The 13,330-nt window shown below is 68.3% G+C and carries 12 protein-coding genes and 1 tRNA gene; 5 read left to right on the top strand and 8 right to left on the bottom strand.

Annotated elements, in window-relative coordinates; translation table 11 throughout:
- Positions 1-34 precede the first annotated feature (34 nt).
- From MAAFP003_RS25275 to MAAFP003_RS25285, 3 genes are read left to right on the top strand one after another with little or no spacing between them, the layout of a single operon-like run.
- Entirely contained in the window at positions 35-1,330 is a 1,296-nt protein-coding gene (locus MAAFP003_RS25275) for a hypothetical protein (RefSeq protein WP_096290366.1), read from the top strand.
- A gap of 13 nt (positions 1,331-1,343) precedes the next feature.
- Entirely contained in the window at positions 1,344-2,045 is a 702-nt protein-coding gene (locus MAAFP003_RS25280) for a glycosyltransferase family 2 protein (protein WP_096290367.1), read from the top strand.
- A complete protein-coding gene (locus MAAFP003_RS25285; protein ID WP_096290368.1) occupies positions 2,042-2,383 on the top strand; it encodes a DUF2304 domain-containing protein in 342 nt (113 codons plus the stop codon). The genes MAAFP003_RS25280 and MAAFP003_RS25285 overlap by 4 nt, the downstream gene beginning before the upstream one ends.
- Here MAAFP003_RS25285 and MAAFP003_RS25290 read toward each other — a convergent pair.
- Positions 2,380-3,324 carry a GDP-mannose 4,6-dehydratase gene (locus MAAFP003_RS25290; RefSeq protein ID WP_096290369.1) on the bottom strand — a complete coding sequence of 315 codons (945 nt, stop codon included), beginning with the start codon at positions 3,322-3,324 and terminating at the stop codon, positions 2,380-2,382. The two genes, MAAFP003_RS25285 and MAAFP003_RS25290, sit on opposite strands and share 4 nt — an antisense overlap.
- 32 nt (positions 3,325-3,356) lie before the next feature.
- Between MAAFP003_RS25290 and MAAFP003_RS25295 the strand changes: the two genes are divergently transcribed.
- Positions 3,357-5,147 carry a hypothetical protein gene (locus tag MAAFP003_RS25295; protein WP_096290370.1) on the top strand — a complete coding sequence of 597 codons (1,791 nt, stop codon included), beginning with the start codon at positions 3,357-3,359 and terminating at the stop codon, positions 5,145-5,147.
- A gap of 1 nt (position 5,148) precedes the next feature.
- On the opposite strand, the gene MAAFP003_RS25300 is transcribed toward MAAFP003_RS25295, so the two are convergent.
- From MAAFP003_RS25300 to MAAFP003_RS25315, 4 genes are all read right to left on the bottom strand, one after another.
- Complete coding sequence (locus MAAFP003_RS25300; RefSeq protein WP_096290371.1) at positions 5,149-5,523, bottom strand: DUF3060 domain-containing protein; 375 nt, start codon at positions 5,521-5,523, stop codon at positions 5,149-5,151.
- A gap of 67 nt (positions 5,524-5,590) precedes the next feature.
- Complete coding sequence (locus tag MAAFP003_RS25305; protein WP_096290372.1) at positions 5,591-5,854, bottom strand: hypothetical protein; 264 nt, start codon at positions 5,852-5,854, stop codon at positions 5,591-5,593.
- Positions 5,855-5,971: 117 nt separating this feature from the next.
- Positions 5,972-6,047 (bottom strand) — tRNA-Thr (locus tag MAAFP003_RS25310).
- Between the two features lie 65 nt (positions 6,048-6,112).
- Complete coding sequence (locus MAAFP003_RS25315; RefSeq protein ID WP_096291408.1) at positions 6,113-7,330, bottom strand: DNA polymerase III subunit delta'; 1,218 nt, start codon at positions 7,328-7,330, stop codon at positions 6,113-6,115.
- Positions 7,331-7,419: 89 nt separating this feature from the next.
- Between MAAFP003_RS25315 and MAAFP003_RS25320 the strand changes: the two genes are divergently transcribed.
- The gene (locus tag MAAFP003_RS25320; RefSeq protein WP_096291409.1) at positions 7,420-9,102 is read left to right on the top strand and encodes an adenylate/guanylate cyclase domain-containing protein; all 1,683 of its coding nucleotides are present in this window, start codon (positions 7,420-7,422) and stop codon (positions 9,100-9,102) included.
- Between the two features lie 7 nt (positions 9,103-9,109).
- On the opposite strand, the gene topA is transcribed toward MAAFP003_RS25320, so the two are convergent.
- The 3 genes from topA to cspA all read right to left on the bottom strand — a co-directional run bounded on the left by topA (position 9,110) and on the right by cspA (position 13,129).
- The gene (gene topA / locus MAAFP003_RS25325) at positions 9,110-11,932 is read right to left on the bottom strand and encodes a type I DNA topoisomerase (protein ID WP_096290373.1); all 2,823 of its coding nucleotides are present in this window, start codon (positions 11,930-11,932) and stop codon (positions 9,110-9,112) included.
- Between the two features lie 215 nt (positions 11,933-12,147).
- Positions 12,148-12,747: a hypothetical protein gene (locus MAAFP003_RS25335; protein WP_096291410.1), complete on the bottom strand. Its 600-nt coding sequence runs from the start codon at positions 12,745-12,747 to the stop codon at positions 12,148-12,150.
- Between the two features lie 178 nt (positions 12,748-12,925).
- On the bottom strand, positions 12,926-13,129 hold the full coding sequence (gene cspA, locus MAAFP003_RS25340) for a cold shock protein CspA (RefSeq protein WP_007166602.1): 204 nt from the start codon (positions 13,127-13,129) through the stop codon (positions 12,926-12,928).
- Positions 13,130-13,330 lie beyond the last annotated feature (201 nt).

Raw genomic sequence — 13,330 nt, forward strand, 5'->3', positions numbered from 1 at the left:
TGGCTGGGGGCGGCCGGCCGAAAGCGCCGCCCCGATGACCGAAGTGGGCGGGGCGGCGTCCCCACTGGGCGCCGCCGGGTCCGCGGGAGCATCCGCGGGACCGGTCACACGTAGCAGCATGGCCCGGGTCGGCGCCGCGACAGCCCTGACCGCGGTGTGCGGCTACGCGGTGATCTATCTGGCGGCTCGCGACCTGGCGCCCAGCGGCTTCTCGGTGTTCGGGGTGTTCTGGGGAGCGTTCGGCCTGGTCACCGGCGCCGCCTTCGGGCTGCTGCAAGAAACCACCCGCGAGGTCCGCGCCACCCGCTACGTCGAGGCATTGCCGGGGCCCGAATTCCGCAACCACCCGCTGCGCGTTGCCGCGATGGTCGGCGTCGCGGCGGCCATTCTGATCGCGGGCAGCTCGCCGCTGTGGGGTGGGTGGGTGTTCGCCGAGCAACGCTGGTTGTCGGTGGCGCTGTTGTCCGTCGGCCTGGCCGGGTTCTGCCTGCACGCCACGCTGCTGGGCATGCTGGCCGGCACCGACCAGTGGACCCAGTACGGGGCACTGATGGTCACCGATGCGGTCATGCGGGTGACGATCGCGGTGGCCACGGTGCTGCTCGGGTGGGGGTTGACCGGCTTTCTGTGGGCGACAGTGGCCGGCGCGGTGGCCTGGCTGGTCATCCTGGTGACCTCACCCACCGCGCGCGCGGCGGCCCGGCTGCTGACACCCGGCAACACCGCGACGTTCCTGCGGGGCACCGCGCACTCGATCACCGCCGCCGGCGCCAGCGCGATCCTGGTGATGGGATTCCCGGTGCTGCTCAAGCTGACCTCGAATCACCTTGGGGCACAAGGCGGTGTAATCATCCTGGCCGTCACGCTGACCCGCGCGCCGCTGCTGGTGCCGTTGACGGCCATGCAGGGCAACCTGATCGCGCATTTCGTAGACGCGCGCAGCGACCGATTGCGGGCGCTGCTCGCACCGGCGGCGATCATCGGCGGAATCGGCGCCATCGGGGTGCTGGCGGCCGGCCTGGTGGGGCCATGGCTGTTGCGCGTCGCCTTCGGCGCCTCCTACGACGCCGGCAGCGCGCTGTTGGCGTGGCTGACCGGTGCGGCGTTGTCGATCGCGGTGCTGACGCTGACCGGCGCCGCGGCCGTGGCCGCCGCGCTGCACCGGGCCTACGCGCTGGGGTGGGTCGGGGCCACCGCGGCGTCGGGCCTGTTGTTGCTGCTGCCGCTGCCGCTGGAGACCCGGACCGTGGTCGCGCTGCTGTGCGGTCCGCTGGTGGGAATCGGCGTACACCTGGTGGCCCTGGCGCGCGCCGGGCGCCTAACCGGCTGATCCTGGCTACCCTGTGAACATCGAAACGGATTACCAGGGCGTCTGGATCGTGATTCCCGCCTTCAACGAAGCCACGGTCATCGGCGAGGTGGTCGCCGATGTCCGCTCCGTTTTCGAGAACGTCGTCTGCGTCGACGACGGCAGCGCCGACGGCACCGGCGAAATCGCCCGCAGGGCGGGGGCTCATCTGGTGCGCCATCCGGTGAACCTGGGGCAGGGTGCGGCCATCCAGACCGGCGTCGAGTACGCCCGCCGCCAGCCCGGTGCGCGGATCTTCGCGACGTTCGACGCCGACGGGCAGCATCGCGTCAAAGATGTGTGCGCGATGGTCGACCGGCTCGTCGCCGAAAACGTCGACATCGTCATCGGGACGCGGTTCGGCGGGCTGGAGAGCAGCCGGCCGCCGTTACTGAAACGGATCGTGCTGCAGACGGCCGCCCGGCTGAGCCCGCGCGGTCGCCGGCTTGGCCTGACCGACACCAACAACGGGTTGCGGGTGTTCAACAAGACGGTGGCCGACGGGCTGGACATCACGATGAGCGGAATGAGCCACGCCAACGAATTCATCATGCTGATCGCCGAAAACCATTGGCGGGTAGTCGAACAGCCGGTTGAGGTGCTCTACACCGACTACTCGAAGTCCAAGGGCCAGCCGCTACTCAACGGCGTCAACATCATTTTCGATGGGTTCCTGCGAGGAAGGATTCCGAGATGAACTGGATCCAGGTGCTGCTGATCGGGTCGATCATCGCGCTGTTGATCTACCTGCTGTGGTCGCGGCGCAGCTCGCGGTCGAAGGCCTGGGTCAAGGTCGGCTACATCTTGTTTGTGCTGGGCGGTATCTACGCCGTGTTGCGGCCCGACGACACCACGGTGGTCGCGCACTGGTTCGGGGTGCGCCGCGGCACCGACCTGATGCTCTACGCGCTGATCATGGCGTTCAGTTTTACCACCCTGAGCACGTATATGCGGTTCAAGGACCTGGAGTTGCGCTATGCGCGCCTGGCCCGGGCCGTCGCACTGGAGGGCGCCCAGGCACCGGAGCCGCGCTAGCCGGTGTGAACCTGCCGGAAGAACTCGACCGTGCGACGCACGCCTTCTTCGAGTTCAACCCGCGGGCGCCAGCCCAAAACCCTTGCCGCCGAACTGATATCGAGACAGGACCGCCGCAGATCGCCGAGGCGATCCGGATGGAAATCCGGATCGTCGGGTCCGCCAACGGCTTTGGCGACCGCCGTGTGCAGCTGGCGGTCGGAGGTCTCAATTCCGGTGCCGATGTTGAACCGCTGTCCGCTGCCGGCCGCACCGGAGGCCTTGACGAAGGCGTCCACCACGTCGTCGACGAACACGTAGTCGCGGGTCTTGCTGCCGTCGCCGAACACCTTGGTGGGCTTACCGGACAGCAGCGCCTGCGCGAAGATCGCCACCACGCCCGCCTCCCCGTGCGGGTCCTGGCGCGGGCCGTAGACGTTGGCCGGCGCGATGTGCGAGCAGTCCAGGCCGTACAGGTGCCGGAACGTGTTCAGGTAGATCTCGCCGGCCACCTTGCCCGCGGCGTACGGCGACGCCGGATCGGTGGGCGTGGTCTCGGGCGTCGGGTACTGCGGCGGGGTGCCGTAGATGGATCCCCCCGACGAGGTGTGCACGACTTTGCGGACGCCGGTGCGGCGCGCGGCCTCGGCCAGCCGCACCGTGCCGATCACATTGACCGAGGCGTCGAACTGCGGCTCGGCCACTGAGTGGCGCACGTCGATCTGGGCGGCCAGGTGGAACACCACCTCGGGCCGGTGCTCGTCGAGAATCGCCTCGAGGTCGGCGGTCACGATGTCCGCCTCGATGAAGAAGTGATCGGGATTGTCGGCCAGATGCTCGAGGTTGCGCGCCTTGCCCGACGCGAAATTGTCCAGGCTTACCACCGAATGGCCGTCCGCCAGCAAGCGGTCGACCAGCGTGGACCCGATGAATCCGGCTGCCCCGGTAACCAGTGCGCGCACCGGCCCACCATACCGACCGGTAAGAAATAACCATGCCCGCCGCCATCGCCCGGATGCCGCGGGTCGCCCTCGCGGCGGCCGCGCTGATCGTGGCCGCCCTGGTGATACGGGCGGTGCTGGCGTTCGGCGGCTACTTCTACTGGGACGATCTGATCCTGATCGGGAAGGCCGGAACCGAGGGCCTGCTGTCGCCGTCCTACCTGTTCGACGACCACGACGGCCACATGATGCCCGCGGCGTTTCTGATAGCGGGGGCGCTGATCCGGCTGGCCCCGCTGGATTGGACCGGGCCGGCGATCAGCCTGGTGGTGCTGCAGCTGCTGGCCTCGCTGGCACTGCTGCGCGCGCTGTACGTGATCCTGGGCTGGCGTCGCGTGCTGCTGATCCCGCTGACGTTCGCGCTGTTCACCCCGCTGGGAGTGCCGGGCTTCGCATGGTGGGCGGCGGCGCTGAATTCGCTGCCGATGCTGGCGGCGCTGGCCTGGGTGTGCGCCGACGCGGTGCTGTTGGTGCGCACCGGCAACCAGCGCTATGCGCTGACCGGCGTGCTGGTGTATCTGGGCGGGTTGCTGTTCTTCGAGAAGGCTGCGGTGATTCCGTTCGTCGCGTTCGCCGTGACGGCGCTGCTGTGCCATGTGCGTGGCGACCGAACGGCGCTGCTGACGGCCTGGCGTGGGGCCGCACGGCTGTGGATCGCGTCGCTGATCCTGACGGTGGCCTGGGTGGCGCTTTACCTCGCGGTGGTCAATCAGCAGCGCTGGAGCTCCGACCTCGCGATGACCGGGGACCTGCTGATGCGGTCCATCACCCACGGCATCGTGCCGGGCCTGGCCGGCGGGCCCTGGCACTGGGACCGCTGGGCGCCGGCCTCGCCGTGGGCCACTCCTCCGCCGCTGGCGATGGCGCTGGGCTGGCTGGTGCTGATCGCGGTGCTGGCGCTGTCGCTGGTCCGCAAGCAACGCCTCGGCCCGGTGTGGCTGACCGCGGTCGGTTACGCGGCGGCCTGTCAGGTGCCGATCTATTTGATGCGCTCGTCGCGGCTGACCGCGCTGGAACTCGCCCAAACCCTGCGCTATCTGCCGGATCTCGTCGTCGTGCTGGCACTGCTGGCGGCCGTCGGACTGTGTGCACCGAACCGATCACTGGGCGGGCGATGGCTGGACGCCTCGACGCGACGCGCGGTGGTGACGACGGGCCTGGCCGCACTGTTCGTGGCCAGCAGCCTGTACTCGACGGCGACGTTCCTGGCCAGTTGGCGCGACAACCCAACCCAGCGCTATCTGCGCAACGCGCAAGCCAGTTTGGCTGCGGCCCATGCTAATTCGACTGCTCAACTGCTGGATCAGGAGGTCGATCCGCTGATCCTGCAACGGGTCGCCTATCCGGAGAACCTGGCCAGCCACCTGTTCGCCCTACTGCGGGATAGACCTGAATTCGCCACGGCGACAACGCAATTGAGAATGTTCGACAGTGCGGGCCGGCTGATCCCGGCACGGGTCAGCTGGATTCGGACCATCAAACCCGGGCCGATGCCGCAGTGCGGGTACTTCGCCCAGCCGGACACCCCGGCGCGGATGATGCTCGACGGGCCGCTGCTGCCCGCCGACTGGACGGTCGAATTCAACTACCTGGCCAACAGCGACGGCTCGATGACCGTGTCGCTGCCGGAGGGGCCCGGCGTCAAGGTTCCGGTGCACCCCGGCCTCAACCGGGTCTACGCCCGGGTGCCGGGCGCCGGCGACGCGATCATGGTTCGCGCCAATACCACTGCGCTGGCGCTGTGCATCGCGTCGGGACCGGTGGGTTTTCTGGCGCCGGCCTGAATCACGCGCCGGCCACAAAGCCGCCTGGTCCCCGGATGTCGTTGCTGTGGCCCGGGTTGCTGATTCGCGGGACGCCACCTCCGGGCCCTTTCTCCCAGGTGATGTGGTTCCCGGTGCCGGTGGCCACGATCGCGGCCACGGTTTGCAGATTCACGGTGTTAGCGGTGCCGCTGACGTCGACCTCGCCGCACGACCCGGTCAACGTGACCGTCGAGTCCTCGCCCACGATCCTGATCGGCGATTGATTCCCGCAGTCATAGGTCGCGGCCGAAAAGCTGATGTCGATCTTGGCCGGTGACCCACACGTCAAGGCGATATCGCTTGGCGCCGAAGCAATCGCGGAAAACACCACACCCACGATCAGCACACGAAGCATGGTCAACACTGGCACCGCCCACCGGTGCGGCCGAGGATTTAAAGCGCCGGGGTTTTAATCGCTGCGACTACGCGGCGCTGGGCCCCTGGATCGGCGTGGCCACCGGGTGCCGATGAACCGCCGGCGCCGGGCGGAGCTCAGTCACCGGAGCCACGTCGCGGTCCTGCTGCTCGCGATGCACTTGGCGATAGCTCAAGATCGCGGCGATCACGCCCGCGATCACCAAGGCGAGAGCGAGTACGACCAGAACATCGCCGAAGGCCAGCAGCAGGATGATTCCCGCTACGCCCCACACCGCCTCGCCGAAGGAGTAGTGGACTTCGTTGTGCATCGCGGCCTCGCTTGAAGTAGTGCCGCTCTTTGATCGAGCGACTGCACTACGCAACGCCGCAGCGACCCGGAGGCTGCCCCATCAGGGGTGAAGGTGACCCAACTCACGGTGGGCTGATGGAGCCGCCTGGGGGAATCGAACCCCCGACCTATTCATTACGAGTGAATCGCTCTACCGACTGAGCTAAGGCGGCGCACCCTCAAGCTGGGCGGCACGAGTCTACGGCAGCCGGGCGCGCACGCCCAAAAACCGGCCCGTTCAGTCCCGCAGTTGCTGCCCGATGGTGGCCACCATCGCGTCGACGGCGAACTTGGGCTTGACGTTGACCGCCAGCGCCTCGCGGCACGCAAGCACGGCCTCGATGCAACGCAACAGCCGTTCGGGCGCGGCGTGCGCCGCCAGCGCCGCCACTCGCTCGGCCATGTCCGGATGGTTGGCCCGCACCCCACCCGCGCGGGCCGAGACCACCAGCGCGTCACGGAAGTAGGTGGCCAGGTCGATCAGCGCCCGGTCCAGCGCATCGCGCGAGGCCCGGGTCTGGCGGGACTTCTGCCGCCGCTCGAGATCCTTGATCGCGCCCGCGGCGCCGCGCATGGCCCCGGCGGTGCCCTTACCGGTGCCCCCGGCTCCCAGCGCGGTGCGCAGCTCCTCGGTCTCGGCCTCGGCGCGATCAGCGGTCAGTACGACGGCCTCGGTTTCGGCCGCGGCCACCAGCTCTTCGGCGGCGGCGTAGGCGCGCGCCGGGGTCGCCGCGTCGCGCACCAGTCCCAGCGCCCGCTCCCGCCGCTCCCGGGCCTGCGAGTCGGTCGCCAGCCGGCGCGCCCGCCCCACGTGGCCGCCGCTGACCGACGCCGCCCAGCTCGCCGTGTCTGCGCTCAGGCCGTCGCTGTCGATCAGCACCTGCGCGATCGACTCGGTGGAGGGCGTCACCAGAGCGACGTGCCGGCATCGCGACCGCAGCGTGACCGCGATGTCTTCGGGATCGACCGACGGCGCGCACAGCAGGAACACCGTCGACGGGGGTGGTTCCTCGACCACCTTCAGCAGCGCGTTGGCGGCGCCCTCGGTCAGCCGATCGGCGTCCTCGACGACCACGATCTGCCAGTGCCCGGTCGTCGGCCGCCGCGACGCGGTCTGCACAATCGCACGCATCTCGTCGACGCCGATGGAAAGACCTTCGGGGATCACCCGGCGAACGTCGGCGTGGGTGCCGGCCAGCGTCGTCGTGCAGGCCCGGCACTGCCCGCAGCCCGGGCCGCCGTCGTCCGAAGGGGCGGTGCATTGCAGCGCCGCCGCGAAGCACAACGCGGCCACCGAACGCCCCGAACCCGGCGGGCCGGTGATCAGCCAGGCATGTGTCATAGTCCCGTGGTCCCCATCGCTGTGATCGGGATCACTTCGGGCGGCCCTCGCAGCGCTCAGCAGCGCGGCCTCGACCGCGTCTTGGCCTACCAGCCGCGTAAACACTCCGGACATCACCGGCAACACTAGTGAGACAGACCGACGTCCACCCTCCGGCTACCGTATCGCGACAATTCCGTGATCTTTTCCGACATTTCGCCAGGATCGGGCGACTTGCCGAAGCGATTCAGGGTTACCGGCTAGTCCCTGCTGACCGATACGGTGGGTTGGTGGCAACACCGGGTGCACTGCCCGGGCGAATCAGCGCGTTCGTCCGGTGGGTAGTGCGCACTCCATGGCCACTGTTCTCGCTGAGCATGCTGCAGGCCGACATCATCGGCGCGCTGTTCGTGCTCGGCTTCCTGCGCTACGGACTCCCACCCCAGGACCGTATTCAACTGCAAGATCTGCCGACGCTCAACCTGGCGGTCTTCGCCAGCACGCTGGTCATCCTGTTTCTGGTCGGCGTGGTGGTCAACCTCAGACTGTTGATGCCGGTGTTCCGCTGGCAGCGTCGCGACAACATGCTCGCCGAGGCCGACCCGGCCGCCACCGAACTGGCCCGCAGCCGCGCCCTGCGGATGCCGTACTACCGCACCCTGAGCACGGTCGTCTACTGGTGCATCGGCGGTGTGGTGTTCGTCGTCGCCAGCTGGTCGGTGGCCCGGTTCGCCGCGCCCGTCGTCACGGTCGCGACCGCCCTGGGGGCGGCGGCCACCGCGATCATCGGCTATTTACAATCCGAACGAGTATTACGGCCGGTGGCCGTGGCCGCCCTGCGCAGCGGGGTGCCGGAGAACGTCAAGGCGCCGGGTGTCATCCTGCGCCAGATCCTGACCTGGATGCTGTCCACCGCGGTGCCGCTGCTGGCGATCGTGCTGGCCGTTGTGGCCGACAAGGTTTCGCTACTGCGCGCGGCGCCGGAGAGCCTGTTCAACCCCATCTTGTTGCTGGCCCTGACCGCGCTCGGCGTCGGGCTGATCAGCACGCTGCTGGTCGCCATGTCGATCGCCGACCCGCTGCGCCAGCTGCGCTGGGCCCTCTCGGAGGTACAGCGCGGTAACTACAACGCGCACATGCAGATTTACGACGCCAGCGAGCTGGGCCTGCTGCAGGCCGGCTTCAACGACATGGTCCGCGACCTGTCCGAGCGGCAGCGGCTGCGGGACCTGTTCGGCCGCTACGTCGGTGAGGACGTGGCGCGCCGGGCGCTGGAACGCGGCACCGAGTTGGGCGGCCAGGAACGCGACGTCGCGGTGCTGTTCGTCGACCTGGTCGGCTCGACGCAGCTCGCCGCGACCCGGCCGCCGGCCGAAGTGGTCCACCTGCTCAACGAGTTCTTCCGGGTGGTGGTCGACACCGTCGGGCGCCACGGCGGCTTCGTCAACAAGTTCCAGGGCGACGCCGCGCTGGCCATCTTCGGCGCACCCATCGAGCACCCGGACGCCCCCGGTGGCGCGCTGGCGGCCGCCCGGGAGCTGCACGACGAACTCCTGCCGGTGATCGGCGCGGCCGAGTTCGGTATCGGCGTGTCCTCCGGGCGGGCCATCGCCGGCCATATCGGCGCGCAGGCCCGCTTCGAGTACACCGTGATCGGCGACCCGGTGAACGAGGCGGCCCGGCTGACCGAGCTGGCCAAGCTCGAGCCCGGCCATGTGCTGGCGTCGGCGATCGCCGTCAGCGGCGCGCTGGACGCCGAAGCGTTGTGCTGGGATGTCGGCGAGGTGGTCGAATTGCGCGGGCGCGCGGCGCCCACTCAGCTGGCCCGGCCACTGAATCTTGCTGTCCCGCGCAATGTTTCGGTCCGGCGGCCAAGCATCGAAGAAGTCACCACCGAAATTATGTGATTCCGCGCTAACTGCGCTTGGCGGCCTTTTTCGCCGGGGCCTTGCGCGTGCTCTTCTTCGCGGGACGTTTCGCCGGGCCCCGGGCCCGCCGGTCGGCCAGCAACTCGGCGGCGCGCTCGTCGGTGATCGACAGCACGTCGTCGCCCTTGCGCAGGCTGGCGTTGGTCTCGCCGTCGGTGACGTACGGCCCAAATCGCCCGTCCTTCACCACCATTGGCTTGCCCGACGCCGGGTCGTTGCCCAACTCGCGCAGCGGCGGGGCCGAAGCAGCTTGCCGGCCGCGGCGTTTCGGCTCGGCGTAGATCTTCAGTGCCTCGTCCAGGGTGATCGTGAACATCTGCTCTTCGGTCGCCAGCGAACGAGAATCCGTGCCGCGCTTCAGGTATGGGCCATAGCGCCCGTTCTGCGCGGTGATCTCCTCGCCCGAGGCGGGGTCGACACCGACCACCCGGGGCAGCGACAGCAGTTTCAGCGCGTCCTCGAGCGTGACGGTTTGCAGATCCATGGTGCGCAACAGCGAGCCGGTGCGCGGCTTGGGGCCGGTGGGCTTCTTGCCCTTCTTCGCCGGGGCCGCGTCACCGTCCTCCGGCGGCGGCTCGGGCAGGACCTCGGTGACGTACGGCCCGTAACGGCCGTCCTTGGCCAGGATTTCGTGTCCGGTCTCCGGGTCCACACCCAGCGACCGACCCTCTTGCGGGGTGGCGAAGAGCTGTTCGGCCACCTCCAGCGTCAGCTCGTCGGGCGTCAGCGAGTCGTTGAGATTGGCGCGCTGCGGCTTCGTCTCACCGTCTTCACCGGCGACCGTGCGCTCCAGGTACGGCCCGTTCTTGCCGACCCGGACGTAGACCGGGCGGCCTTCAGAATCATCAAACAGCTTGATGGAGTTGACTTCTCGAGCGTCGATTCCCTCGAGGTTGACACCGACGAGCTTCTTGAGCCCGCCGGCGCGCGCCACCGAATCCTGCACGCCGTGGTCGCCGCCGAAGTAGAAGTTGTTGAGCCAGTTGGTGCGTTGCTCACTGCCCGAGGCGATCGCGTCGAGCTCGTCTTCCATCGCCGCGGTGAAGTCGTAGTCGACGAGACGGCCGAAATGCTGTTCCAGCAAACCGGTTACGGCGAACGCGACCCACGAGGGCACCAGCGCGCTGCCCTTCTTGTGCACGTAGCCGCGGTCCTGGATGGTCTTGATGATCGAGGTGTAGGTCGACGGCCGGCCGATGCCGAGTTCTTCGAGGGTCTTGATCAATGACGCCTCGGTGAAGCGCGCCGGCGGGCTGGTGGCGTGTCCGTCGGGGGTGAGCTCGAGCGCCGCCAGCCGCTGGCCCTCGGTGAGCTGGGGCAGCCGGCGCTCGGCGTCGTCGGCCTCGCCACCGGCCAATTCGTCCACGGTTTCCACGTAGGCCTTCAGGAAGCCGGCGAACGTGATGGTGCGACCGCTGGCCGAGAACACGACGGGCTGGTCGCCCTCCGGGCCCTGGTTTCGCGCGGTGCCGGCGATCCGCAAGCTCAGCGTGGTCCCGCGTGCGTCGGCCATCTGCGAGGCCACCGTGCGCTGCCAGATCAGCTCGTAGAGACGGAACTCGTCGCCGTCGAGCTCACGGCGCACCGCATCCGGAGTGGCGAACGTCTCGCCCGCCGGGCGGATCGCCTCGTGGGCTTCCTGGGCGTTCTTGACCTTGCGGGTGTACTGCCGCGGCGAAGGGGACACGTACTCGTCGCCGTAGAGCTGGCTGGCCTGGGTGCGCGCCGCGTTGATCGCCGACTGCGACAGCGTCGTCGAATCGGTACGCATATAGGTGATGTAGCCGTTTTCGTAGAGCCGCTGGGCGATGCTCATCGTCCGCTCGGACGAGAACCGCAGCTTGCGGCCGGCCTCCTGCTGCAGCGTCGACGTCATGAACGGCGCGTAGGGGCGGCGGGTGTAGGGCTTCTCCTCCACCGAGGCGACCGACAGCTGCGCTCCCCGCAATCCCGTGGCCAGCTGCGTGGCCTGCGCCTCGTTGAGCACTGTGACTTCCGGGGTGCCCCCGACGCCCCTATTGCGCAGCGCGCCCAGCGAGTCGAAGTCACGTCCGGTGGCGACCCGCAGTCCGTCTACCGAGGTCAGCCGGGCGGTGAAGGTAGGCGGCTGCGCGTTGGCGTCGGACACGCTGGCGTCCAGCTGGGCAACGATGTCCCAATACGCCGCGCTGCGAAACGCCATGCGGTCGCGTTCGCGCTGCACGATGATGCGGGTGGCCACGGACTGCACCCGGCCGGCCGACAGCCTGGGCGCAACCTTCTTCCACAGCACCGGGCTGACTTCGTAGCCGTACAACCGGTCCAGGATGCGACGGGTTTCCTGCGCGTCGACCAGGTCGATGTCGAGGTCGCGGGGGTTTTGTGCGGCCTCGAGGATGGCCGGCTCGGTGATCTCGTGGAACACCATCCGCTTGACCGGGATGCGCGGCTTCAGCGTTTCCATCAGGTGCCAGGCGATGGCCTCACCCTCGCGGTCACCATCCGTGGCCAGGTAGAGCTCGTCGACATCTTTCAAAAGGCCCTTGAGCTCGGTGACCGTGCTCTTCTTTTCCGGGCTGATGATGTAGAGCGGTTCGAAGTCGGCGTCGACGTTGACCCCGAGCCGGGCCCAGGGTTCCGACTTGAATTTGGCGGGCACGTCGGCGGCGGCTCGTGGCAGGTCGCGGATGTGTCCTCGGGACGACTCGACGATGTAAGTGGAGCCCAGGTAGCCCGCTAGTTTGCGCGCTTTAGTCGGCGACTCGACGATGACAAGTCGCCTCCGGCTGCCGTTGCCGCTGCTGTCGCGGCCTGTTGTGGGGTCAGCCACCTGCGCTTACGCTCCATCTCTTCTCCCGGCCTCCAATCGAGGCCGCCCTGCAGGAAGAATGACAGGCACACGTCTGAAATTCCGCTGAAATTCAGATACGCCGACGTTCCTTCCCTTCGGGCACCTGACAATTTCGCACCCTGAGGCGGGCCGACGCAAACCGACTCCCCGAAACCACAGGTCTCAGCGGCTGCCGGATATCCCGGGCCGCGCGGCTAGACCCGCGGCCACAGCGCCAACGCCTCGGCGCCGTCAGGATGTTCCCCTACGTTCTCTACCAGCCGCGATAGCCTGCGTCGGCCGCTGATCCGCAGTGCCGGGCGCCCGCCGCGGGTACCGATCAGGGTGGGCGCGATCCCGACCCGCATCAGCGCCGATGCGAGCGGCGAATGGGTGTCGGGGGCGTGGGGATCCAGACCGAGCTGGTAGTGCTCGCCCTCGGGCGTGCCCGCGGCGATGGTCCACGCCCGCAATTCGCGCGGACCGGGCAGCCACCGCGGCGGCACCGTTTTGACCGCGCCGCGGGTCCATTCCGCCGCGATCGCGCTCAGCGACGGATCGATCGCCGTTCGCACCAGAGGTGTGTCTTCGTCCGTGCGACCGATCTCGGGGACCAGGCCGGCCTCGGAGATCATCTCGGCCAGCGCTGTGGCGCGCCAGAGCTGATCCACAACGACCGACAGCCGGGCGCCACGGCCCTCGGAGCCGTCTGGGACGCCCACCGTCACGATTTGGCCAGAGGCCGCCAGCACCCCGCACAGATCGGCGACGGCGGGCGGCACCGCCTCCGCTGTGAAGAAGGAAAGCTGGCTCACCACACCGACAGTAAGCCAGGCCGCCCGTCCCCGCTTTGAGGCATTCGGCGCGGCGCGACACGCGGCGTGTCGCCCGCTTCCAGCCCAAGGTTGCGCAGGAGTGAATAGATAGTGAAAACCCCCCGGCGACACCCGCAAAGCGGGTTGCACGGGGGGTTTTCGTCAGAATCTGCTCGATTTAGACGGAGCGGACTCCGGTGGCCTGGGGGCCCTTAGGGCTGTGGCCGATCTCAAACTCGACCTTCTGATTTTCTTCGAGGGTGCGGAAGCCCGAACCCTGGATCTCCGTGTAGTGGACAAAAACATCCGCGGAACCATCCTCGGGGGCGATGAAACCGAACCCCTTCTCCGCGTTGAACCACTTCACAGTTCCCTGTGGCATTTCTCGATCTTTCCTTTTCTTCAAGGTTCGGAGCACCGCTTTTCGGTGCCCCGGGCCCGTTGTCACCGCCATACCTCGCGGAGTCGTCGGAACTTCACCCGACCGCTAACCTCGCAGGAACCGCGGGTCGCAACGTCGATCCTGCGAAGTTTTGACACGAACACAGAAGCTACGACCGCAAACAGTCAACCATGTTCATGG

The sequence above is a fragment of the Mycobacterium ahvazicum genome (assembly GCF_900176255.2).
Classification (GTDB): Bacteria; Actinomycetota; Actinomycetes; order Mycobacteriales; family Mycobacteriaceae; genus Mycobacterium; species Mycobacterium ahvazicum.